The sequence below is a fragment of the Burkholderia sola genome, assembly GCF_905400185.1.
Taxonomy (GTDB): domain Bacteria; phylum Pseudomonadota; class Gammaproteobacteria; order Burkholderiales; family Burkholderiaceae; genus Burkholderia; species Burkholderia sola.
In genome coordinates this window covers 3,455,864-3,478,728 of sequence record NZ_FR989675.1, presented here as the reverse complement: position 1 = coordinate 3,478,728, position 22,865 = coordinate 3,455,864, and the positions used below count along the sequence as shown (strand labels likewise).

Annotated in this window: 21 protein-coding genes and 1 pseudogene; 8 read left to right on the top strand and 14 right to left on the bottom strand. The window is 68.8% G+C overall.

Annotation, left to right across the window (positions count from 1 at the left end):
- Positions 1-3: 3 nt before the first annotated feature.
- Complete coding sequence (locus KR541_RS16065) at positions 4-729, bottom strand: DUF484 family protein (protein ID WP_050017936.1); 726 nt, start codon at positions 727-729, stop codon at positions 4-6.
- 37 nt (positions 730-766) lie between these two features.
- Positions 767-1,711, bottom strand: coding sequence for a diaminopimelate epimerase (dapF, locus tag KR541_RS16060; RefSeq protein ID WP_080334404.1), 945 nt, complete (start codon positions 1,709-1,711; stop codon positions 767-769).
- A gap of 134 nt (positions 1,712-1,845) precedes the next feature.
- Between dapF and KR541_RS16055 the strand changes: the two are divergent.
- A pseudogene (locus KR541_RS16055) lies at positions 1,846-1,992 on the top strand (HigA family addiction module antitoxin); the annotation flags it as partial.
- A gap of 28 nt (positions 1,993-2,020) precedes the next feature.
- On the opposite strand, the gene lpxL reads toward KR541_RS16055, so the two are convergent.
- Entirely contained in the window at positions 2,021-2,905 is an 885-nt protein-coding gene (gene lpxL, locus KR541_RS16050) for a lauroyl acyltransferase LpxL (RefSeq protein ID WP_216089615.1), read from the bottom strand.
- A 265-nt stretch (positions 2,906-3,170) separates the two neighbouring features.
- Between lpxL and metK the strand changes: the two genes are divergently transcribed.
- Positions 3,171-4,358 (top strand): methionine adenosyltransferase, encoded by a 1,188-nt coding sequence (gene metK, locus KR541_RS16045; protein WP_050017940.1) that lies wholly within the window; start codon positions 3,171-3,173, stop codon positions 4,356-4,358.
- A gap of 109 nt (positions 4,359-4,467) precedes the next feature.
- On the opposite strand, the gene KR541_RS16040 is transcribed toward metK, so the two are convergent.
- Positions 4,468-4,809, bottom strand: a complete 342-nt coding sequence (locus KR541_RS16040) for a hypothetical protein (RefSeq protein WP_050017941.1) — start codon at positions 4,807-4,809, stop codon at positions 4,468-4,470.
- Positions 4,810-5,161: 352 nt separating this feature from the next.
- Between KR541_RS16040 and KR541_RS16035 the strand changes: the two genes are divergently transcribed.
- Complete coding sequence (locus tag KR541_RS16035) at positions 5,162-5,935, top strand: phytanoyl-CoA dioxygenase family protein (RefSeq protein WP_050017942.1); 774 nt, start codon at positions 5,162-5,164, stop codon at positions 5,933-5,935.
- 150 nt (positions 5,936-6,085) lie between these two features.
- On the opposite strand, the gene KR541_RS16030 is transcribed toward KR541_RS16035, so the two are convergent.
- Complete coding sequence (locus tag KR541_RS16030) at positions 6,086-6,292, bottom strand: DUF3185 family protein (protein WP_006477510.1); 207 nt, start codon at positions 6,290-6,292, stop codon at positions 6,086-6,088.
- Between the two features lie 193 nt (positions 6,293-6,485).
- Between KR541_RS16030 and mgrA the strand changes: the two genes are divergently transcribed.
- Complete coding sequence (mgrA, locus tag KR541_RS16025; protein WP_089488907.1) at positions 6,486-7,529, top strand: L-glyceraldehyde 3-phosphate reductase; 1,044 nt, start codon at positions 6,486-6,488, stop codon at positions 7,527-7,529.
- A gap of 105 nt (positions 7,530-7,634) precedes the next feature.
- Here mgrA and KR541_RS16020 read toward each other — a convergent pair whose 3' ends face one another.
- Together KR541_RS16020 and KR541_RS16015 are read right to left on the bottom strand one after the other, a co-directional pair.
- Positions 7,635-7,820, bottom strand: a complete 186-nt coding sequence (locus KR541_RS16020; protein WP_006482800.1) for a hypothetical protein — start codon at positions 7,818-7,820, stop codon at positions 7,635-7,637.
- Between the two features lie 353 nt (positions 7,821-8,173).
- Positions 8,174-9,061 carry a DMT family transporter gene (locus KR541_RS16015; RefSeq protein WP_050017949.1) on the bottom strand — a complete coding sequence of 296 codons (888 nt, stop codon included), beginning with the start codon at positions 9,059-9,061 and terminating at the stop codon, positions 8,174-8,176.
- A gap of 806 nt (positions 9,062-9,867) precedes the next feature.
- Between KR541_RS16015 and KR541_RS16010 the strand changes: the two genes are divergently transcribed.
- Together KR541_RS16010 and KR541_RS16005 are read left to right on the top strand one after the other, a co-directional pair.
- A complete protein-coding gene (locus KR541_RS16010; protein ID WP_006477514.1) occupies positions 9,868-10,080 on the top strand; it encodes a hypothetical protein in 213 nt (70 codons plus the stop codon).
- Positions 10,081-10,119: 39 nt separating this feature from the next.
- Positions 10,120-11,142 (top strand): serine/threonine protein kinase, encoded by a 1,023-nt coding sequence (locus tag KR541_RS16005; protein ID WP_080334409.1) that lies wholly within the window; start codon positions 10,120-10,122, stop codon positions 11,140-11,142.
- A gap of 77 nt (positions 11,143-11,219) precedes the next feature.
- Here the strand turns inward: KR541_RS16005 and KR541_RS16000 are convergent, their stop codons facing one another.
- Positions 11,220-12,662, bottom strand: coding sequence for a coniferyl aldehyde dehydrogenase (locus tag KR541_RS16000; RefSeq protein ID WP_050017947.1), 1,443 nt, complete (start codon positions 12,660-12,662; stop codon positions 11,220-11,222).
- 901 nt (positions 12,663-13,563) lie between these two features.
- Here KR541_RS16000 and KR541_RS15995 point away from each other — a divergent pair.
- A complete protein-coding gene (locus KR541_RS15995; RefSeq protein WP_050014218.1) occupies positions 13,564-15,204 on the top strand; it encodes a GMC family oxidoreductase in 1,641 nt (546 codons plus the stop codon).
- Positions 15,205-15,234: 30 nt separating this feature from the next.
- Here the strand turns inward: KR541_RS15995 and KR541_RS15990 are convergent, their stop codons facing one another.
- Genes KR541_RS15990 through fliF form a run of 6 tightly spaced genes read right to left on the bottom strand, consistent with a single transcriptional unit; the run spans position 15,235 to position 22,051 of the window.
- On the bottom strand, positions 15,235-16,605 hold the full coding sequence (locus KR541_RS15990; RefSeq protein ID WP_050014219.1) for a flagellar hook-length control protein FliK: 1,371 nt from the start codon (positions 16,603-16,605) through the stop codon (positions 15,235-15,237).
- Between the two features lie 31 nt (positions 16,606-16,636).
- Positions 16,637-17,095 carry a flagellar export protein FliJ gene (gene fliJ, locus KR541_RS15985; RefSeq protein ID WP_050014220.1) on the bottom strand — a complete coding sequence of 153 codons (459 nt, stop codon included), beginning with the start codon at positions 17,093-17,095 and terminating at the stop codon, positions 16,637-16,639.
- Positions 17,096-17,100: 5 nt separating this feature from the next.
- Positions 17,101-18,594, bottom strand: coding sequence for a flagellar protein export ATPase FliI (gene fliI / locus KR541_RS15980; RefSeq protein ID WP_373452495.1), 1,494 nt, complete (start codon positions 18,592-18,594; stop codon positions 17,101-17,103).
- 32 nt (positions 18,595-18,626) lie between these two features.
- Complete coding sequence (gene fliH / locus KR541_RS15975) at positions 18,627-19,310, bottom strand: flagellar assembly protein FliH (RefSeq protein ID WP_050014222.1); 684 nt, start codon at positions 19,308-19,310, stop codon at positions 18,627-18,629.
- Positions 19,303-20,298, bottom strand: coding sequence for a flagellar motor switch protein FliG (gene fliG / locus KR541_RS15970; RefSeq protein ID WP_050014223.1), 996 nt, complete (start codon positions 20,296-20,298; stop codon positions 19,303-19,305). The genes fliH and fliG overlap by 8 nt, the downstream gene beginning before the upstream one ends.
- A complete protein-coding gene (gene fliF, locus KR541_RS15965) occupies positions 20,288-22,051 on the bottom strand; it encodes a flagellar basal-body MS-ring/collar protein FliF (RefSeq protein ID WP_050014224.1) in 1,764 nt (587 codons plus the stop codon). Before fliF ends, fliG begins: the two co-directional genes overlap by 11 nt.
- Positions 22,052-22,299: 248 nt before the next feature.
- On the opposite strand from fliF, the gene fliE reads away from it, so the two are divergent.
- Positions 22,300-22,644 carry a flagellar hook-basal body complex protein FliE gene (fliE, locus tag KR541_RS15960; protein WP_050014225.1) on the top strand — a complete coding sequence of 115 codons (345 nt, stop codon included), beginning with the start codon at positions 22,300-22,302 and terminating at the stop codon, positions 22,642-22,644.
- The last annotated feature ends 221 nt before the right edge of the window (positions 22,645-22,865 follow it).

Sequence of the window (22,865 nt, the reverse complement as noted above, 5' to 3'; positions counted from 1 at the left end):
GGATCAGTGCGGCAGCAGGCGCGTGAGCGCGGCGCTCGCGAGCGTCGCGATCTGCGCGAGGAAGTCGGTCGCCATCCCGTCGTGGAAGCGGCGCGGATCGGGCGAGCCGAGCACGAGCAGCCCGAACGCGGGCGCGTCGTTGCCGGCGAGCGGCGCGCGCAGCGCGAGCAGCGCGACCGATGCGGCCGCACCGTCGCCGGCCGGCGCGGCTTCGGCGCCTTCCGCCGCGCTCGCGGCCGGGGCGGCGAGCGCGGGGGCGAGCCACTGGGCGGCCTCGAAGCCCGTGTTCGCGCCGCAGTACGGCGTCGACAGGCCGTTCGCGAACAGGCGCACTTCCTCGCCGACCTGGCGGGCGAAATCGGCTTGCGCGTAGGTGTCGGCGACGTCCCACACGCGCAGCGCCGTCTGCGGCACGTCGAACACGTCGGCGATGCCGTCGGCGATCGTGCGCGGCAGCGCGTACGGATCGCGTTCCGCGATCACGCGCGCGGTCCAGCGGCTGAACTTCGCGGACAGGCTGTCGTTCTCGTGGCCGTAGCGCACGAGTTCGGCGAGCCGGCGCTCGAGATGCTTGTTCTTGTCGCGCAGCATCTCCATCTGCCGCTCCTGCAGCGAGATCGCGGCCTTGCCGTGCGGGTTCGCGAGACGGATCGTCGCGAGCAGCTCGGCGTGCTGCGCGAAGAATTCGGGATTGGCGAGCAGGTAGTCGGCGACTTCGCGATCGTTCATGTGGCTGGCGCGTTCAGTTATCAAGGACGTTGCAGGGTCAGGCGTTCAGGTCGATCTCGCCTTCGAACACGGTCGTGGCGGGGCCGGCCATCATCAGCGCGGCGGCTTCGTCGCGCGCGCCGTCCCAGCCGATCGTCAGCGTGCCGCCGTGGGTGTGCACGGTCACGGGCGAATCGAGCAGGCCGCGCCGGATGCCGGCCGCGACCGCCGCGCATGCGCCGGTGCCGCACGCGAGCGTCTCGCCCGCGCCGCGTTCGTACACGCGCAGCTTCACCTCGTGGCGCGACACGATCTGCATGAAGCCGGCGTTCACGCGCTGCGGGAAGCGCGCATGGCGCTCGATCAGCGGGCCTTCTTCCAGCACCGGATACGCCTCGACATCGTCGACGACCTGCACCGCGTGCGGGTTGCCCATCGACACCGTCGAGATCCAGCGCGTCGCGCCGCCGACGTCGAGCGGCCACAGCGTGTCGTTGCCTTCCTTGCGGCCGTCGAGGCCCGTCGCGCCTGGACCGGCCGTATCGAACGGCACCTGTGCCGGCGCGAACACGGGCGCGCCCATGTCGACGACGACTTCGCCGTTGTCCTGCAGCGTCAGCGTAATCAGGCCCTTCATGACCTGCACGCGCACGCTGCGCTTGTCGGTCAGGCCGCGGTCGCTGACGAACTTCACGAAACAGCGCGCGCCGTTGCCGCAGTGTTCGACCTCGCCGCCGTCGCAATTGAAGATCCGGTACTTGAAATCCGCGCCGTCGACGGTCGGCTTCTCGACCAGCAGCAACTGGTCGGCGCCGATGCCGAAGTGGCGGTTGGCGAGCGCGCGCACCTGCGCGTCGGTGAGCGGCGGCAGCGCGCGCGAATAGCCGTCGAGCACGACGAAGTCGTTGCCCGCGCCGTGCATCTTGGTGAACGAGAGTTTCACTGGGTCCGGAATTCCATGGCGAACAAGGCGGTCGGCACGACACGGACGGCCGCCGGCCATGCCGGGCGGCCTCGTTCGTCGTGCTGATCTCAACCGCAAATGATACATGCAGCCGACGGGGGCGTCCTGCGCGGGCGGGGCCGCGCGTCTGTCGTGCAGATGGGAAGGGGCGCTATTTGCCGATCGGCCGACTGGACATGGCGTTGCGGCTCGAGGCGTGGCTCGGCGAGGAAAACGGGGGAAAGGCCGATCTGTGGCTCGTGCAGCAGTCGGCCTACGATCTCGGGCAGGCGCGCGCGAAGGGCGCGCCGAAGGTGGCGAGGGCGCAGGCGCGCGCATGACGGCGCACCCGCGAACGTCGCGGCAGGGTCAGTACAGGCTCGGCTCGCCGGGCGGGCGCGTCTTGAAGCGCTTGTGCACCCAGTAGTACTGCTCGGGCATCAGCGGAATCTGTTCCTCGAGGAATGCGTTCATCCGCCGCGCGTCGAGATCGTCGTCGCCGGTCGGGTAGTGATCCCACGGCTTGAATACCTTCAGACGGTAGCCCTTGTAGTTCGGCAGCACCTCGCCGATGAACGGCACGACCTGCGCGCGGCCCGTCTTCGCGAGCCGGCCGACGGCCGTCAGCGTGCAGGCCGGCACGCCGAAGAACGGGACGAACGTCGAGTTGCGCAGCCCGTAGTCCATGTCCGCGCCGAGCATCACCGGCTTGCGGTCGCGCAGCCAGCGCAGCACGACGCGCGCGCTGTCCGCGCGGCCGACCATCTCGGCGTCGAAGCGCCCGCGCGCCTTCTTCGCCTCTTCCTCGAGCACCGCGTTCGAGAACGGCTGGTAAAGCGATCCGCAGCGGCGGTGCAGCGACCGGTTCAGCCAGATCGAACCGGCCTCGATGCCGACGAAGTGCAGGCCGAGGAACAGCGTCGGCGGCAGGTCGGGATCCTCGAGATCGACCGCGCTGTCGACCTGGATCAGCTTCGCGAGCTTCTTCTCCGAGCCGAACCACTGGACGCTGCGCTCGACGTAGCTGCGGATCGCATGACGGAAATGCTGGCCGGCCACTTCCTCGCGCCGTTCGTCGCTCCAGTCGGGGAAGCAGAGTTTCAGATTCGTATGTACGATGCGCTTTCGCCGGCTGGGGATCTGATACAGCAGCCAGCCGAGGCCATCGCCGAACCGTGCGGTCAGACCGTACGGCAGCAGGGCGAGCAGCTTCAGCAAGCCGATGGCGAGGTGCGTGCCGAGGCGGCCTAGCATGCGGAATCTCCGTGGGGCCGGCTGGCCGGCACGTTGCGAACAGGGTGGTAAGACAGCGGAAGATGCAGCACGGGCGGCGCTCTGTGACAATTCAGGAAAGCCGCTATAATACGGGCTTCGCCGAGTTAACTGACAACTTGCGGGGCGAAGCCGGCTGGCGCGACACACGCTGCCCGGTCCTGGTAATCCGCTAAAGCGTCGCCGCTTCAGGCCCAACGAAGCTGGCTACGTGAAACCAACCGTAACCACACAGGAGCCTGAAAAAGTGGCAAACGATTATCTCTTCACGTCCGAATCCGTCTCCGAAGGCCATCCGGACAAGGTCGCGGACCAAATCTCGGACGCGATTCTCGACGCCATCCTCGAGCAGGACAAATACTCCCGCGTTGCGGCCGAAACGCTGTGCAACACGGGTCTCGTCGTGCTGGCTGGTGAAATCACCACGACGGCCAACATCGATTACATCCAGATCGCGCGCGATACGATCAAGCGCATCGGCTACGACAACACCGACTACGGCATCGACTACAAGGGTTGCGCGGTGCTCGTCGCGTACGACAAGCAGTCGCCGGACATCGCGCAGGGCGTCGATCGCGCGCACGACGACAACCTCGACCAAGGCGCGGGCGACCAGGGCCTGATGTTCGGCTATGCGTGCGACGAAACGCCGGAACTGATGCCGCTGCCGATCTACCTGTCGCACCGGCTCGTCGAGCGCCAGGCCAGCCTGCGCCGCGACGGTCGCCTGCAATGGCTGCGTCCGGACGCGAAGTCGCAGGTCACCGTCCGCTACGTCGACGGCAAGCCCGATTCGATCGACACCGTCGTGCTGTCGACGCAGCATGCGCCGGACATCGAGCTGCCGGCGCTGCGCGAAGCGGTGATCGAGGAAATCATCAAGCCGACGCTGCCGGCCGACCTGATCAAGGGCGACATCAAGTTCCTCGTGAACCCGACCGGCCGGTTCGTGATCGGCGGCCCGCAAGGCGATTGCGGCCTGACCGGCCGCAAGATCATCGTCGATACCTACGGCGGTGCCGCACCGCACGGCGGCGGCGCGTTCTCGGGCAAGGATCCGTCGAAGGTCGACCGTTCGGCTGCGTATGCGGGCCGCTACGTCGCGAAGAACATCGTCGCGGCCGGCCTCGCGTCGCGCGCGCTGATCCAGGTGTCGTACGCGATCGGCGTGGCCGAGCCGACCTCGGTGATGGTCAACACGTTCGGCACGGGCCGCGTGTCGGATGCGGTGATCACGAAGCTCGTGCGCGAGCATTTCGATCTGCGTCCGAAGGGCATCATCAAGATGCTCGACCTGCTGCGCCCGATCTACGAGAAGACGGCAGCTTACGGCCACTTCGGCCGCGAAGAGCCGGAATTCTCGTGGGAAGCGACCGACAAGGCGCTCGTGCTGGCCGAAGCGGCCGGCGTGGAGCCGACGGCACGCGTCGCGTAAGCGTCGTCCGCCTGAAATGAAAAACCCCGGCCAGGCCGGGGTTTTTTTATGGGTTCGATCGCCGGGGCAACGGTGGCGATCGGGCGGACAACGCCCGCCGGGCGCCCGCTCAACGCGCGCCGAACCCGAACCAGCCGTTGCTGGCCGCGAGGCGGCGCGGGCGGTTGATGCGGCGCTGCGGGCCGAGCTTGCGGCGCAGCGCGAGCGCGCGCAGCGACGACGGCTTCTGCAGCAGCGAGCGCAGGCCGGCGCGGCGAGCGAACGCCTGCGCGCTCATCATCGAGAAAAACGCGTGGAACCACGCACGGATGCCGTCCAGCCGGCTGTGCGGGTGCGTACGTTCGGCCAGCGCCTGCGTGCGTGCGCGATGATGGCGCAGCGAGCGGACAGGAGCGGGCGACACGACGCGCTTGGCAGTGCGGTTGAAACGGGAAGTCAGACGGAATGGCATGTGAACGATGCTTCGCTTGTATGGGTGGCGCCCTGCAGAGCACACTGGTATGAACGGCCTCGGATGACGCAACGGATCTTATCGAAACCCGTTGCGCGCCGCGCCCGCCAGAATTGACAGGCCGCGTCAGGCTACAGGGGATTCATGACGCGCAAAAGTCGCGATAAACCCTTGTGCCGCAACGCGTGTGCCGCATACCGCCTGTCGCTGAGGCAGGCGCCGCGTCGCACAGTTCCCTTGCGCTGGATCAAATCCGCGATTGGCATGCCCCTGCGCACGACAATGGCGCTGTTCGTGGTATCCGGCGCCGATTTACAATCGTCACATTCACACAATAAACGTCTGGCATCCCATGTCGTCTCCATTGCAGTCGGAATCGATCCGCGCGCAAGTCGCGGAATTGCGCGAGCGCGGCTTCGTCGTCGCGCGCGGCCTCGTCGGCGAAGCGCAGTGCGCGGCGCTCAGGCAGATCGCGGAGCGCCAGTTGCGGGAGGCCGCCGAGCCGATCGAGTTCGAGGCCGACCTGCGCTATCCGGGCGCGCCCGAGTCGAAGCATGCGCCGGGCGGGCATACGGTGCGACGGCTGCTCGATGCGTATTCGCGCGATCCGGCGTTCGCCGCGCGCGCGATCGCGCCCGAGATCGGCGCATGGATGCGCGAGTATTTCGGTGAAGAGCCGGTGCTGTCGCGCGCGCATCACAACTGCATGATGACGAAGCACCCGGCGTACGGCAGCCTGACCGGCTGGCATCGCGATTTCCGCTACTGGGCGTTCGAGCGCCCGGACATGGTCTCGGTGTGGCTTGCGCTCGGGCCGGAAACCAACGAGAACGGCGCGCTGTGGCTGGTGCCGGGTTCGCATACGGCCGAATTCGGGCCGGAAGCGTTCGACGACGCGAAGTTCTTCCGCAGCGATCTGCCGGAAAACCGCAGGATGATCGACGCGGCCACGTGCCCGTCGCTGCAGACGGGCGACGTCGTGTTCTTCCACAGCAACACGCTGCATTCGGCCGGGCAGAACCGTTCCGACCAGGTGAAGTTCTCGCTCGTGTACACGTATCACGGCGCGAGCAACCGGCCGCTGCCCGGCACACGCTCGGCGTCGAAGCCGGAAGTGCCGTTCTAGGTTCGGATCGGACGGGCGGCGACACCGCGGCGGTCACGCGATGCGGCGCATCGCGGGCGTTTGAAGCAACGGGCGGCCTGGCCGCCCGTTTCGTTTGACGCGGCCCGAGCCGAGCGACGCGGGCCGTTCGTATGTCGCGCGGCGGCGCGCTCAGCGCTTGCCGCCCGGCATCGCGAGGCCGATCAGGCCGACGAACGACGCGACGGCGCCGCCGACGATCAGCAGGATCGTCTTCGTCGCCGGCGAGCCGGTGAAGAAGCGCGACACGTTGTCGTTGATCGAATGGAACGACTGGCCGCCGAAATACAGCAGCACGACGCCGCCGACGAGCAGTGCAACCGAGATGACCCGGGACATACCAACCTCGCTGAAACGGTGATTCGAGACGCCGCAGTGTAGGCGAGCGCCGCGGTCGCGTCCATCGTCGTGCCGCCGTGCACGATCCGGCCGCTTTCGCTACCATAGTCGTCGTATGACTTCTTCGCCGCCGTCGCGCCATGGGCGCGGCCGGCGCGCGTCCCTTCCCCCGATGTCCTGACGGAACAGACTCATGGCCTACGAAGCAGCTTCCGAACGTTATGCCGGCATGCAATACCGCACCTGCGGCAAATCCGGGCTCCAACTGCCCGCCCTGTCGCTCGGTCTGTGGCACAACTTCGGCGATTCGACGCCGATCTCGACGCAGCGCGAGATCCTGCGCACCGCGTTCGACCTCGGCATCAACCACTTCGACCTCGCGAACAACTACGGGCCGCCGTACGGGAGCGCCGAAACCAACTTTGGCCGACTGCTGAAGGAGGATTTCCGGCCGTATCGCGACGAGCTGCTGATCTCGACGAAGGCCGGCTGGGACATGTGGCCGGGGCCGTACGGCAGCGGCGGCGGATCGCGCAAGTACGTGCTGGCGAGCCTCGACCAGAGCCTGCAGCGGATGGGGCTCGACTACGTCGACATCTTCTACTCGCACCGTTTCGACGCACATACGCCGCTCGAGGAAACCGCCGGCGCGCTCGCGTCGGCGGTGCAGCAGGGCAAGGCGCTCTACATCGGCATCTCGTCGTACTCAGCCGCGAAGACGCGCGAGATGGCCGCGCTGCTCGCGCAATACAAGGTGCCGCTGCTGATTCACCAGCCGTCGTACAACCTGCTGAACCGCTGGATCGAAGAGGATCTGCTCGGCACGCTCGACGACGTCGGCGCGGGCAGCATCGCGTTCACGCCGCTCGCGCAGGGTTTGCTCACGTCGAAGTACCTGAACGGCGTGCCGGCCGACGCGCGCGTGAACAAGCCGGGCGGCGGCTCGCTGAAGCAGGATCACCTGAGCGCGGACAACCTCGAGCATGTGCGCAAGCTCAACGCGATCGCCGAACGGCGCGGCCAGAGCCTTGCACAGATGGCGCTGGCGTGGGTGCTGCGTAACGGCCGCGTGACGTCCGCGCTGATCGGTGCGAGCCGGGCCGAGCAGGTGCGCGAGAACGTCGGTGCGTTGAAGAACCTCGAATTCTCCGCTGAGGAACTCGCGGAGATCGATCGTTACGCGACGGAAGGCGGCATCAATCTGTGGGAAAAGCCCTCCACGGATCAGGCGATCTGATCGAAAGTCGATACGGGATGCGAAACATCGCGTGCCGTATCGGTCACGCGCAGGCAGTCCGTCGCGTCGCTGCGGGGCAGCGACGCACGTCACGCGCCGATGGCGCTAGATCAGCGCAGGCAGGCCTTCAACGAGCAACACAGCGACGCCGACGCCGAGAATGACGCCGAGCACGCGCAGCAGGTTGTGACGGAATTGTGTGGCGCATGGCACCGCGCCGAGAAATAGCGCTCCGGCCAGCGCCATCGGAATCAACAGAATGAAGTCGCCGATCGTGAAATAGGTCGTCATGCGTGTCTCCAGTGTCGGCCGAAGTGGGCGCTTCAGTGCTTGCCTAGCGGCTCCATCCCTGCGGGATATCGGCCCGAAACGGCACGCGTGCGCTCACCCCGGTCCCATGCCGGGTGTTTCTAGTGGGTCCGGCCCGTCGTACGCGGGCCGGTCAATTCGAGTATAGGCAACCGGCGGCGTTTTTCGCTATCCGAACCATTAAAAATCAGCGGAAAGCCTCGGGAATCCCGCGGTTTTCGCGCAAACAAGACGAACGCCTTGCGCGTATCTTTCCCGTTCCTTTCGATTTTCGCGGAATCGTCGTATGTGTCCGATGCGGGCCGCCGCACCCGCGGGCGCGGCGGCCCGCCCGCTCACGCGCGGTCGGGTTGCGGGCGGCCGGCCGGCGCGCGAAACACGAGCGCGAGCCCCGCGATGATCGCGCCCATGCCGGCGAGCGCGAGCGGCTCGGGCCGGTTGCCGAGCCACACGGCGTCCATCAGCGTGGTGACGACGGGCACGAGATAGAACAGGCTCGTCACGTTGACGAGATCGCCGCGCTGCATCAACCGGTAGAACAGCAGTTGCGCGATCACCGAGATCACGATGCCGAGCCACAGCAGCGGCACGACGAACGCCCAGCTCATATCGAACGACACCGGCCGGAACGGCACGATCGCGACGCACAGCGCGAGGCCGATCGCATTCTGCAGCGGCAGCACGTCGGCGGGCGCCGCGCGGACGCGCTTTTGCAGCAGCGAGCCGACGGTCAGCGCGACGAGCGCCGTGAGCGCGCACGCGACGCCGGCAGCCGACAGGCCGCCCGTCCCGCCGCTCACGCCGCGGCCGACGACGAGCGCGAGGCCGGCGAGCGATAGCGCGAGTCCCGCGATGCGCACCGGTTGCCAGCGACGCTCGACGATCGCGAGCGTGAGGATCGGCTGCACGCCGAGGATCGTCGCGAGCACGCCGGGCGCGATGCCGCGCTCGAGCGCGAGCAGGTAGAAGATCGAATAGCCGCCCATCATCAGCAAGCCGGTCAGCGCGGCCATGCGCCGCTCGCCGCGCGGCGGCAGCCAGCGTTTGCGCATGAACGCCAGCGCGAGCAGCACGAGCGATGCGAGCGCGAAGCGGGCGGTGAGAAAGGCGAACGCGGACGCGTGACGCAGACCGAGTTCGGCGAAGATCGCGCCGCTGCTCCACAGCAGTACGAAGAGCGACGTCGCGCCATGCGCGGCGAGCGCGCGTTTGAACGAAACCATGTGAATCCACCTGTCGAACGGATCGAAACGTTCCATTCGCGCGCGCGGCAACACGTCGTGCGTCATGACGCACGTACCTGTGACCAACGGGGCGAATGGAAGACGAAAACGGATGCCGGCGAGTCAGCCGGCGCGTGCCGCCGAAGGGGGCGGCGCGGCGCAGACGAGCGGCGGTGCGACAGGGGGAGGAAGGACCGACGGATGCGCGCACGCCCGCGGCCGCGAGTCGAACTGCGGCCGGGATTTTGCGAGGGCGGACGTGAGCGGATACATCGTGTCGGAGTGCGGTTGAACGCGAATGAAAGGTTAAGGTACCGCAAGGCAGCCATCGAACGCAACTGCTGTCGGCGGCTGCATATCGCGAGCGACATGTCGCGCCGATGCAGGCCGATGTCGGTGCGCGCGCAAGCGTTCGACGAACGGTGGATAGCGATCGGCATGCGATGCGCGCGACGTGATTCCGGTCGGCCGCGCGAAGTGTTCCGATGATTCCGCAGCGGCGAAGCGAAGCGGCACGCGCGTTGCGTCAACATGTGCGCGCGGCGGCGCCGGGCGGTTTCGGTGGGCAGTCACATTCGACAGGGTATGATGGGGGTAACCGGGCGGGCAAGTACGTGCCCGACGCAGTGGTTGATTGGAGACATTCGACGAATTCGCGGCACTTCGCCTGCTTCTTCTTCTTTTCGCGCTTCGATAAACCGTGAACAATGGGATCACGCGCAACGCTCCGCCGAGAGCGGCGCGGATCGTGCATTTGCCGGCTCGCCAGCGGGCCGGGTTTCAAGATTCAAGAGTGGGGAACCATCATGCATATCGGGTCGATCGTCTGCACTACCCATATCGCGGTGCCGAAGGGCGCGCGCGGCATCGTCCAGCGCATCCTGGGCGACATGGCCATGGTGACCTGGTACGCGGGCGTGCCGGGTGAGTCGAAAGAACTCAACACCGAGCCTTTCTTTCTCGAGGACCTGATCGACACCGGCGAATCCGTTCTGCCGGCCGGCGCGGCGCTTCACTAAGGCTCGTCTTTCGGTCCGGCTGGCTGCACAATGCGGGGCATGACAGACGCCACTTCCGCTCCCGCTTCCTCCGCCAGCCCGCCGTTCGCCGGCCTCACGCCCGAGTGCGTGCTCGACGCGCTCGACAGCGTGCTGATGCCGGCCGGCCTGCGCACCGACGGGCGCCTGCTCGCCCTCAACAGCTACGAAAACCGCGTCTACCAGGTCGGCATCGAAGACGGCCCGCCGGTCGTCGCGAAGTTCTATCGCCCGGCGCGCTGGTCCGACGACGCGATCCTCGAAGAGCATGCGTTCGTCGCCGAACTCGCCGCGCGCGAGATTCCGGCGGTGCCCGCGCGTGCCTTCAACGGCCGCACGCTGCATGCGTTCGACGGCTTCCGATTCTCGATCTTCGAGCGGCGCGGCGGCCGCGCACCCGATCTCGACCGCAGCGACACGCTCGAATGGCTCGGCCGCTTCATCGGCCGCATTCATGCGGTCGGCGCGACGCAGCCGTATGTCGCGCGTCCCGTGCTCGACATCGCCACGTTCGGCTACGAGCCGCGCGACTACCTGCTCGCGCACGATTTCATTCCGGATGACGTAAGACCGGCGTACGAGACCGCGGTCAAGCTCGCGCTCGAAGGCGTCGAGGCCGCGTTCGAGCGCGCCGGAGAGATCCGCCTGCTGCGCACGCACGGCGACTGTCATCCGAGCAACGTACTGTGGACCGATGCCGGCCCGCATTTCGTCGACTTCGACGACAGCCGGATGGCGCCGGCCGTGCAGGATCTGTGGCTGCTGCTGCCGGGCGATCGCGAAGGCGCATCGCGCGCGCTGGCCGACCTGCTCGCCGGCTACGAGGATTTCTGCGAATTCGAGCCGCGCGAGCTGCATCTGGTCGAAGCGCTGCGCACGCTGCGGCTGATCCACTATGCGGCGTGGCTCGCGCGGCGCTGGGACGATCCCGCGTTTCCGGCCGCCTTCCCGTGGTTCAACACGCATCGTTACTGGGAAGCGCGCGTGCTCGAACTGCGCGAGCAGATCGGCGCGATGCAGGAAGGGCCGCTCTGGCCCGTGTGACGTGTGGCGGCTGCATGCGCGGCATCCATGCCGCGCGGCAGCTTCGCCGGGGCCGCGGCGCGACGCGGCCCGCCCCCTCAGAACTTCAGCATCAGCTTGATCAGCGCGGCGAAGCGCTTGCCGTACGGCGGTGCGAGCAGGTTGCGCGCGTTCAGCCGCGCCTGCGTGAGCACCGGCTTCATCTTCGAGAACGTCACGAAGCCGTCGTAGCCGTGATACGCGCCCATGCCGCTCGCGCCGACGCCGCCGAACGGCAAGCTGCCGCACGCGATGTGCATCAGCGTTTCGTTGATCGACACGCCGCCCGAGACCGTTTCGCGCATCACGCGGTCGATCGTGCCGCCATCCTCGTCGAACAGGTATAGCGCGAGCGGACGCGGGCGCGCATTGACGTACGCGATCGCTTCGTCGAGCCGTTCGTACGGCACGAGCGGCAGCAGCGGCCCGAAGATTTCCTCCTGCATCAGTGGCGACGCGGCCGGCACCTGCGTGACCGCGCACGGCACGAAGCGGCGCGACACCGGATCGGACTGCGCGTCGGACAGCGGATGCAGCTGCGCGCCGGCGGCCTGCGCATCGCTTGCCAGTTGCTGCAGGCGTGCGTAGTGACGCGGCGACACGATCGTCGTGTAGTCGCCGTTGGTCGACAGGTCCGGATACAGCTTCGCGAAGCGGGCCCGCGCGCGTTCGATGAACGCGCCTTCCATGCCGCGCGGCAGCAGCACGTAGTCGGGCGCGATGCAGGTCTGGCCGGCGTTCAGCGTCTTGCCGGCGACGATCGCGTCGACGGCCGCGTCGAAGCGCGCATTCGGGCCGACGATCGCCGGCGACTTGCCGCCGAGCTCCAGCGTGACCGGCGTGAGGTTGTCGGCGGCCGCGCGCATCACGTGGCGGCCGACCTGCGTCGAGCCGGTGAACAGCAGATGGTCGAACGGCAGTGCGCTGAACGTGGCGCCGACTTCCGCGTCGCCGTTCACGACCGCGACGTGGTCGCGCGTGAAGGTCTTGCCGATCAGTTGCTCGAACAGCGCCGACGTGCGCGGCGTCAGTTCGGACATCTTGATGATCGCGCGGTTGCCGGCGGCGAGCGCGCAGATCAGCGGGCCCGCGGCGAGCAGCACCGGGTAGTTCCACGGCACGACGATGCCGACCACGCCGAGCGGTTGCGGAATCACCTTCGCGCGCGCCGGCCGCAGCCACTTGTTCATCGGCTTGCGGATCGGCTTCATCCAGCGCTTGCCGTGCGTCAGCGCATCGTCGATCTCTTCCTTCGCCATCCAGATTTCCGACAGCAGCACTTCCTGCTTCGCGCGATGGCCGAAATCGGCGCTGATTGCGTCGGCGAGCGCATCCGCGTGATCGATCAGCATCGTGCGCAGCGCGCGCAGGTGCTGCGCGCGCGTGTCCCATGCCGGGTACGGTGCGCGCAGGTACGCCGCGCGCTGGTCGTGCAGCAGCGACGTCAGCGCATCGACCGACGGCAGTGCTTGCGGGGCCAGTTCGGGCAGGTCGTTCTTCATGTCGTCTCCTCCAGTTGGGCCTGGCTGATCGGCCGGCCGTCACGCCGCACGCGCACGCTCGGCGAGCGCGGCGACGCGGATCGGGTGATGCGTGTCGCCCGGCGCGGGGCCGGATGCGACGGGTGCTCGAAAACCGGTTTCAGCACGCGGCAAGCGTCGTATCCGCGCGACGGTGTCCGCGTCCGAACGTCGTGCCGCACGGCATGCGCATACGAGCCGATACGGTGACGCGCGGGCACGCGATGCCGTCTCGCGATCGTCTGCCGGTGTACCGCGGCGGCGCAGCGCGACAGATCCGCGGCGGTGGCTCGCCGCGGATCGTTCGGCGGCGGCGACACACCGTCCAAACGGTCGGCGACGACACGTGCCGTTCGATTTCGACCGACTGCGCGCATGGCGCCGTGCATCGTCGCGCGGGCCGCCGTTTGAAATGAAATGCGGACCGCGCGCGTGACCGCCGGATCACCCGGTCGGCACGCGGCCGGCAGGCGTTGGCGCTGCATCGTCGTTCCTCCCGTTTCGCGACGAATCGGCTTCTCGTGGCCGGTGCATCGCGCGACGCGACTCGATACATCTTAAATTTAGTTCACGCGGGCGTTTAGAGGAATCGCTCTTGAATCGGCGCGCCGCGCACGGGACGGCCATTCCTACAATGCCCCGAGGGTCTGTTTGCAGATGGCAACGCCAAATTAAAAAATCATGTAACGGGAATGCCCGAAATCGCCCGTATGGCGGCGTCGCTCGTCGCTTGTTTGGCTCGGCCAAACGGCGCTCCTCGCTCCTTGCCCTACGGGCGATTTCGGGCATTCGCATGCGTGTTCCATCTGCAAACAGACCCTCCAGAGGAGACGCGGTCGCGCGGCGGTGCCGGGCGCCTTCCATGACACGACGGAGACGTGACATGCAATACGACTACATCATCGTCGGCGGCGGCTCGGGCGGTTCGAGCCTCGCCGGCCGTCTCGCCGATGCCTGCCCCGATGCGACGATCGCGCTGATCGAGGCCGGCTCGCATACGGAGCGCAACCTGCTCGTCAACATGCCGGTCGGCATCGCGGCGCTGGTGCCGTTCAAGCTCGGCACCAACTACGGCTACGAGACGGTGCCGCAGCCGGGCCTCGGCGGGCGGCGCGGTTATCAGCCGCGCGGGCGCGGGATGGGCGGCTCGAGCGCGATCAACGCGATGATCTACACGCGCGGCCACCCGACCGACTACGACGAGTGGGCGCAGCTCGGCGCGACGGGCTGGGGTTGGCAGGACGTGCTGCCGTATTTCCGCCGCGCGGAAGGCAACGAACGCGGCGCGGACGCATGGCACGGCGCGGACGGGCCGCTGTCGGTATCGGATCTGCGCTTTCGCAATCCGTTCTCCGAACGATTCATCCAGGCCGCGCACGCGGCCGGCTATCCGCTGAACGACGACTTCAACGGGGCGACGCAGGAAGGCGTCGGCTTCTATCAGGTCACGCATCGCGACGGCTCGCGCTGCAGCGTGGCGCGTGCGTACATTTACGGCCGCAACCGGCCGAACCTGCACGTGATCCCCGATGCGACGGTGCTGCGCGTCGGCTTCGACGGCAAGCGCGCGGTCGGCGTCGTCGTGTCGCGCAACGGGCGGGTCGAGACGCTCGGCGCGCGCGCGGAAGTGGTCCTGTCGGCCGGCGCGTTCAATTCGCCGCAACTGCTGATGTGTTCGGGGATCGGCCCGGCCGATCAGTTGCGCCGGCACGGGATCGCGGTCGTGCAGGATGCGCCGGACGTCGGCGTGAACCTGATCGACCACATCGACTTCATCATCAACACCCGCGTGAATTCGTCGGAACTGGTCGGCGTGTGCGTGCGCGGGATCGCGAAGATGACGCCCGCGCTCGTGCGCTATTTCTCGAGCCGCACGGGGATGATGACGAGCAACGTCGCGGAGGCCGGCGGCTTCATCAAGAGCGATCCGTCGCTCGCGCGGCCCGACCTGCAACTGCATTTCTGCACGGCGCTCGTCGACGATCACAACCGCAAGATGCACTGGGGTTTCGGCTATTCGCTGCACGTGTGCGCGCTGCGGCCGTTCAGCCGCGGCACGGTCGCGCTCGCGAGCGGCGATGCGCGCGACGCGCCGCTGATCGATCCGCGCTTCTTCAGCGATTCACGCGACCTCGACCTGCTGGTGCGCGGTACGCACGCGATGCGCCGCATCCTGTCGCAGGCGCCGCTCGCGTCGCACGGCGGGCGCGAGCTGTACACGCGGCCGGACCAGGGCGAAGCGGAGCTGCGCGCGACGATCGTCGCGCATGCGGACACGATCTATCACCCGGTCGGCACCTGCCGGATGGGCTCGGATGTGCGCGCGGTCGTCGATCCGCAACTGCGCGTGCGCGGCGTCGACGGGCTGCGGGTGGTGGATGCGTCGGTGATGCCGACGCTGGTCGGCGGGAACACGAATGCGCCGTCGGTGATGATCGGCGAACGCGCGGCGGACTTCATCGTCGCCGCGCGCAAGGGCGGCGTCCCGCGCGGCGAGGCGGCTGCCGCGGTGCACGGCCGCTAGCGGCGCGCGCACGGCAGCAGCGGCCCATGCTCAGGCAAACGTATCGACGAGGCCGGCGCGGCTCGCGCGCGCGGCGACCGGTGCGGATTGCGCGGCGTCGACGGGTGCATCGACGGCTGACGGTCCGCCGTTCCCGCGTCGCGGCGACTGGCCGCCGGCGAAGGTCTGCTGCGGGTTTTGCTGCTGTTGCTGCGAAGCGAAGCCGCCGTCGCTGACGGTCGCGCTGCCGAGCCCGAGCCCGCCCGCTTCCATCGCTTCGCGCAGCTTCGGCAGCGCGGCTTCGACCGCGTCGCGCACCTGTGCGTGCTGCGACACGAACAGTGCGTGCGCATGGTTGTCCGCGACGCGCAGCACGACCTGCAGCGGCCCGAGATCGGGCGGGTTGAGCGTCAGCTCGGCGCTCTGCTGGTGCGCATTCGACAGGAACACCACCTTCTGGCTCAGCGCATCCGTCCAGTCGGCCGTGCCGACGTGCGGCGCGAGCACGTGCGCGTTGGCGGCGGCGATCGCGCCGGCTGCCGGCGACAGTTGCAGGTTCGCCTGCGCGGCGGCGGCAGCCGTTGCGCCGGCCGCGAGCGTCGCGCTGGCGGCCGGGTCCGTCGCGTTGCTGGCCGCCGCGAGCGCGTGCTGGACGCCGGACTGCGCGTTCGCGTCGGCCTGCAGTGTCTGCGCGGTGATCTGGGTCGGCGTCGGTTGCGTGGCGAGCGCGCCTTTCGCGTCGGCGAGCGTGCGGTCGAAGGTCGGCACTTTCGGCGTCAGCGGTGCGGCGGCGTTCGATGCGGTTGCGGCCGGCGTCGTCGGCGTGGCGGCGGCGGTCGCGCCGGTCGCCGGCATCGCGATCGCGCCCGCGCCGCCCGTCAGCTTGGCGAGCGCCGCTTGCAGCGCGTCGCGGCTCGATGCCGGGTCGGTCGGTTGGGCGGCCGCGTCCTGGGCTGCATGATCGGCGAGCGTCGCCGTGGCGTCCGGCTGGCCGGACACGGCCGTCTTTTGCGTCGTGGCCGCGGCGGCAACGGCCGCGGCGGTCGCCGCGTCGGCCGGCGTCGCGGTGTCCGGGCGCGCCTGCAATTGCGCCTGCACGGCCGCGGCGGCCGCAAGCGCGGCGGCGTCGGGGTTGACGGCGGCGTTCGCGGTCGTGTCGTCGGTCGCCTTGTCGTCATCCGTGCCGGACGGTTTCGCGCCGGCGGCCGGCTTCGACGCAGCCTGTTGGGTCGACGCGTCCGGCGTGCCGGCGTTGGCCGTTTCGCCGCGCGTGGCGACGCTTTGCTTGAGCGTCTGCGCGAACGGCGCGGCGCTCGTGGCGGCCGACGCATCGTTGGCGGCGGACGAACCCGAGCCGCGGGCGGCCTTGAGTGCGGCGCCGGCGGTGTCGAGCAGCGCGCCGAGCAGGGGTAGGGGAGGCATGACGGTTCTCTCGTTCGAATGCGGTGGTCGGTTACGACGAACGGGCCGCGTCGGCCCGCATGCGCAGGATCTTCGCGGCGTGTTCGTCGGCGTCGCGCTGTTCGCGCCGGGCGTCGCGCTGTGCTTCCTGCGCGACGCCGCGCGCCTGCAGGATTTCATACGAGCCGACGGTACGTTTCTTCTGCTGCCAGTTCGGACGCGCCTCGTCGATGCGGACGTCGGCCGCGGCGAGCACGCTGCGCTGCTGCGCGATCGCGGCATCGAGCGTGTCGATGAACGCCTGGAAATTGCGCCAGTTGCCGGCCGGCATCCCGCTTTGCGCGGATTGCGCGAAGCGCGCGTGATATTCGTCGCGATAGCGCAGCAGCGCGTCGAGCTGTTCGGCCGCCGCGGTGCGGTCGCGCTGCGCGGTGCCGAGCTGCTTCGCGGCCGAGTCGAGGTCGTCCTGCGCACGGTCGAGCAGCAACTGAAGGGGAAAGCCGTGGGCCATCGGGATCAGCCTCCGTAAGCGTCGAACAGCGCATCGAGCGCAGTGAGGCTCGATGCGAACGGCGCGCATTCGCGAAAGCCTTGCTGCAGGAACGCCTCGATGCGCGGGTAGAGCGCGATCGCGCGGTCGAGCTGCGCGTCGCGCCCGGGGGCGTACGCGCCGACCGCGATCAGGTCGCGGTTGCGCTGGTAGCGCGACAGCATCTGCTTGAACTGCCGCACGTGGTCGAGATGCGTTTCGTCGATCAGCGCGGTCATCGCGCGGCTGATCGACGCTTCGATGTCGATCGCGGGATAGTGGCCGGCCTCGGCGAGCGCGCGCGACAGCACGATGTGGCCGTCGAGGATCGCGCGCGCCGAATCGGCGATCGGGTCCTGCTGGTCGTCGCCTTCGGTCAGCACCGTGTAGAACGCGGTGATCGAGCCGCCGCCTTCGGGCCCGTTGCCGGTGCGCTCGACGAGCGCGGGCAGCTTCGCGAACACCGACGGCGGATACCCCTTGGTCGCGGGCGGCTCGCCGATCGCCAGCGCGATCTCGCGCTGCGCCATCGCGTAGCGCGTCAGCGAATCCATCAGCAGCAGCACGTGCTTGCCCTGGTCGCGGAAATACTCGGCGAGCGACGTCGCGTACGCGGCGCCCTGCATCCGCAGCAGCGGCGACACGTCGGCCGGCGCCGCGACGACGACCGAGCGCGCGAGCCCGTCCTCGCCGAGGATCTGTTCGATGAATTCCTTCACTTCGCGGCCGCGTTCGCCGATCAGCCCGATCACGATCACTTCCGCGCTCGTGTAGCGCGCCATCGTGCCGAGCAGCACCGACTTGCCGACGCCGGAGCCCGCGAACAGGCCCATCCGCTGGCCGCGGCCGACGGTGAGCAGCGCGTTGATCGCGCGCACGCCGACGTCGAGCACGTGGTGGATCGGTTCGCGATCGAGCGGGTTGATCGACGGCGCCGACAGCGGCGCATCGACTTTCGACGCGAGCGGGCCGAGGCCGTCGAGCGGGCGGCCCGACGCGTCGACGACGCGCCCGAGCATCTCCCAGCCGACCGGCAGCCGCTTCGCGCCCGCGAGCGGATCGGCGACGGGCGCGCTTTCGCGCGGCCACACGCGTGCGCCGGGCAAGACGCCTGCGACGTCGGTGGTCGGCATCAGGAACAGGCGGTCGCCGGCGAAGCCGACGACTTCCGCTTCCGCGTGCGGCAGCGTGCTGCCGGGCGGCAGTTCGATCGTGCATTCGGCGCCGACCGACAGGCGCAGCCCGATCGCCTCGAGCACGAGGCCGGCCGCGCGCGTGAGGCGCCCGCACGGGCGCAGCGGCAGCGCGTGGTGGCTGCGCGCGGCGAGCCCGTTCAGGTGCGTGCGCCAGTGCGCGAGATGCGGGTTGTGCGGCGCGCGCGGGGCGGCGGCGACGCTGGCGGACGCGGGGTGCGGCGTGGCATCGTGCGCGGCCGCCGGCCCGAACGACGCGAGCGCGAGCTCGCGTTCGAGCGGCGTCATGCCGTCGTGCGCGAGCGCGTCGGGCGAGCGCGTCACCACGTGCTCACCTTGCCGATCGCGGCGGCGACGCGCTGCCAGCGCGTGGGCAGCGTCGCGTCGACCTCGCCGGTCGCGGCGTGCGCGCGGCAGCCGCCGCGCTCGATCGACGCGTCGGTGCGCACGTTCCAGCCGAGCGTGTCGAGATCGTCCTGCAGATACGCTTCGACGACGGGCAGGTCGGCCGGATTGACCGCGAGATGCGGCGCGCCGGACAGCGCGGGTTCGGCCGCGAGCACATCGCGCACGGCGGCGACCAGTGCGGCCGGGTCGTGCTTCACGTGCTGGCGCACGACCTGCTGCGCGATGTCGAGCGCGAGCTGCGCGAGGTCGGACGCGAGATCGTGTTCGACGGTCGCCACGGCTTCGCGGAACGACGCGGCGAGCGCCGCGAGCTGCGCGGCCTGTTCGCGTGCGTCGGCCTGGCCAGCCTCGAAGCCCTGTTCGCGGCCCTGCTCGAAACCGGCCTGGTAGCCGCGCGCCTGGCCTTCGACGTGGCCGGCCGCATGGCCTTCGGCGTGCGCGGCGTCGCGCACGCGCTGCAATTCCTCGGCGAGCGCAGCCGCAGCGGCCGCCGCGTCGTCGGGCGGCGGCGGGGGCGGGGGCGGGTCGAACGACGCCATCTCCCACCGCTGGTATGCGGTGAGGGTGCCCACGCGATCGCTCGCCGAATCAGACATACGCGTCTTCCGCCTTGCCGCCGATCGCGATCGCGCCGCTCTCGGCCAGGTTGCGCACGATCTGCAGGATGCGGCGCTGCTGCGTCTCGACGTCGGACACGCGTACCGGGCCGCGTGCGTCGAGATCCTCGGCGAGCAGTTCGGCCGCGCGCTGCGACATGTTCGCGAGGAACTTCTGACGCAGCGCGGGCGGTGCGCCCTTCAACGCGATGATCAGCGTTTCCGACTCGACTTCCTTCAGGATCATCTGGATCGCGCGATCCTCGAGGTCGAGCAGGTTCTCGAACACGAACATCTGGTCGATGATCTTCTGCGCGAGATCGGCGTCGTACTGGCGCACGCTTTCGAGCACGCCTTCCTCGTGCACGCTGGTCATGAAGTTCAGGATCTCGGCCGCGGTGCGGATGCCGCCCATCGGGCTGCGCTTCAGGTTGTCGCTGCCGGACAGCAGGCCCGTCAGCACGTCGTCGAGCTCGCGCAGCGCGGCCGGCTGGATGCCGTCGAGCGTCGCGATCCGCAGCAGCACGTCGTTACGCAGCCGTTCGGTGAAGCACGATGCGATTTCGGACGCCTGGTCGCGGTCGAGGTGCACGAGGATCGTCGCGATGATCTGCGGATGCTCGTTCTTGATCAGTTCGGCCACCGCGGCCGAATCCATCCATTTGAGGCCCTCGATGCCGCTCGTGTCGCTGCCCTGCAGGATGCGGTCGATCAGCACGCCGGCCTTGTCCTCGCCGAGCGCCTTCGTCAGCACCGAGCGGATGTACTCGTTGGAATCGAGCGACAGCGCGGTGTGCTGCTCGGCTTCCTTCACGAATTCCTGCAGCACGTCCTCGACCTGCTCGCGCGTGACGTTCTTCAGCGCGGCCATCGCCACGCCGATCTTCTGGACCTCGCGCGGCGCGAGGAACTTGAATACCTGCGCGGCCTCTTCCTCGCCGATCGACATCAGCAGCAGCGCGCTCTTGGTCAAGCCTTCAGCGTTCATCGGACACCCAGTTCTTCACGACGGTGGCGACGATCTTCGGATCCTGGCGGGCGATCGTGCGCGCGTAGTCGAGGTTGCGTTCGTAGCGGTTCTTCTCGTTTTCGAAGCCGAGCAGCAGCGGATCGGCTTCGTCGGCTGGCTTCTCCAGCGCGGGCAGGCCGTCGAGCGCGACCGTGTCTTCCGGCGCGGCGAGCGCCGGCGCGGCCGGCTCGGGCGGCGGGAACGCGCGGCGCATCGCCGGGCGCACGAACATGAAGTAGAGCGCCGCCGCGGCCGCTGCGATGCCGAGCCACTTCGCGGCTTCCTTCGCCATCGCGATCACGTCGGGTTGGCGCCACCACGGCAGGTCGGCGTACGGGTCGCTCACGGTCGAGAACGCGCTGTTCACGACGTTGACCGAGTCGCCGCGCTTCGCGTCGTAGCCCATCGCATCCTTCACGAGCTGTTCGACCTGCGCGAGCTTCGCGGGCGGCAGCGGCTGCATCGTCACGTGGCCCTTCGCGTCGGCGACCGGCTGGTAGTTGACGACGACCGCGACCGACAGCCGCTTCACGCTGCCCATCGGCTGTTCGGTATGGCGGATCGTCTTGTCGAGCTCGTAGTTGGTCGTCTGGTCCTTGCGGTCGCTGACCGGCGTGGTCTGCGGCCCGTTCTGGCCGTTGCCCGCGACGATCGGCGCGGAGGCCGGCTGCGGCGGCGTGTTCGACAGCGCGCCCGGCACGCCCGACGCGCCGCCCTGCGCGAGTTCGGTCGCGCTGCTGGTCTGCTGGCTGCGGATCGCGGATTGCTGCGGATTGCCGTTCGGGCCGTAGCTTTCCGACGTCTGCTCGATCTTCGAGAAATCGAGATCGGCGCTGACCTGCGAGCGCGCGTTGCCGGCGCCGAAGATCGGCGCGAGGATCGCGTCGATGCGCTTCTGCGTGTTGTGCTCGACCTGCTGCACGTACTTGAGCTGGCTCGCGTCGAGGCCGGACGCGGACGCGGTCTGGGTCAGCAGGTTGCCGTCCTGGTCGACGATCGTCACGTTCTTGGCCGGCATGTCGGGCACGCCGGACGACACCATCCGCGTGATCGCCTGCACCTGGCCCTCGTCGAGCACGCGGCCCGGGTAGAGGTCGACGAACACCGACGCGCTCGGCGCTTCCTTGTCGCGCACGAACACCGACGGCTTCGGGATCGCGAGGTGCACGCGCGCGCCGCGCACGGCGTTGATCGATTCGATGGTGCGCTGCAGCTCGCCTTCGAGCGCGCGCTGGTAGTTGATCTGCTCGGCGAACTGGCTGATGCCGAATTTCTGGTTGTCCATCAGCTCGAAGCCGACCGAGCCGCCCTTCGGCAGCCCCATCGCGGCGAGCTTCAGGCGCGTTTCGTGCACCTGGCCCGACGGCACGAGGATCGCGCCGCCGGCATCGGCGAACTTGTAGGGAACGTTTGCCTGCTGGAGCGCGGCGATGATCGCGCCGCCGTCGCGGTCCGACAGGTTGCTGTACAGCACGCGGTAGTCGGGCGCGCGGCTCCACAGCACGAGCGCGGTGATCGCGGCGATCGCGAACGCGACGGCGATCACGAACGGCAGCTTCGGGTTGCCCTTCATCCGCGAGATGCCGGGGATGCGTTCGGCGAAGCCGCCCAGCCCGAAGTCCGCGCCTGCGCCGCCCGCGCCCGGCAACGCGGCGGCCGCGGCGGCGCCTGGCGCCGGGCTGAGGCCCGCGCGGGCGTCTGGGTTGATCAGCGAGTTGGCCTGCGAATCCATGCGTCGAGTTTCTCCGGAGCGGGACGACTGAGCTCGCTCGGACGAGCGGGCGGACAATGACACGATGCGATTATCGTGACCCGCGGCGCACTCCGATCGACCGAAAAGAGCGGGGTTTCCCCCGTACTTTCGCGGCTTTGACGCGCGCCGCGCTGCTATCCTTTTTCGCGATCCGGCATGGTGCGCGTCGTGCGGCGCCGGCGGGTCGCCCGGTGCGTCCGGGTCTCTTCTCTAGGTTTGGGGGCAGCATGACTGCGAACGTCAGCGGAATCGGTTCGGTGTTGCAACAGATGCAGTCGATGGCCGCGCAGGCGTCCGGCGGCGTCGCGAGCCCGACGGCGGCGCTGGCCGGCTCGGGCGCGGCGACGGCCGGCACGTTCGCGAGCGCGATGAAGGCGTCGCTCGACAAGATCAGCGGCGACCAGCAGCACGCGCTCGGCGAGGCGAAGGCGTTCGAGGTCGGCGCGCCGAACATCTCGCTGAACGACGTGATGGTCGACATGCAGAAAGCCAACATCGGCTTCCAGTTCGGGCTCCAGGTCCGCAACAAGCTAGTGAGCGCTTACAACGACATCATGCAGATGGCGGTGTGAGGGGCCATCAGGCGATGGGCATCCGCGGGCGGGCATTCGGGGACGGCTAACCGGCGGCGGGCATCCAGGAATGGCTCCAGGCTTGCGGAACGGGGCCGGCGAGCCGGCATCGGCGGCCCCCGCGCACCTAAAGCTTTTCAAATCCCTTCCGATAACTGCGGTGAAGGCCGCACCGTGCGACGCACGGCGGCGGCTCCCGACCAGCCAACGCAAATAACAAG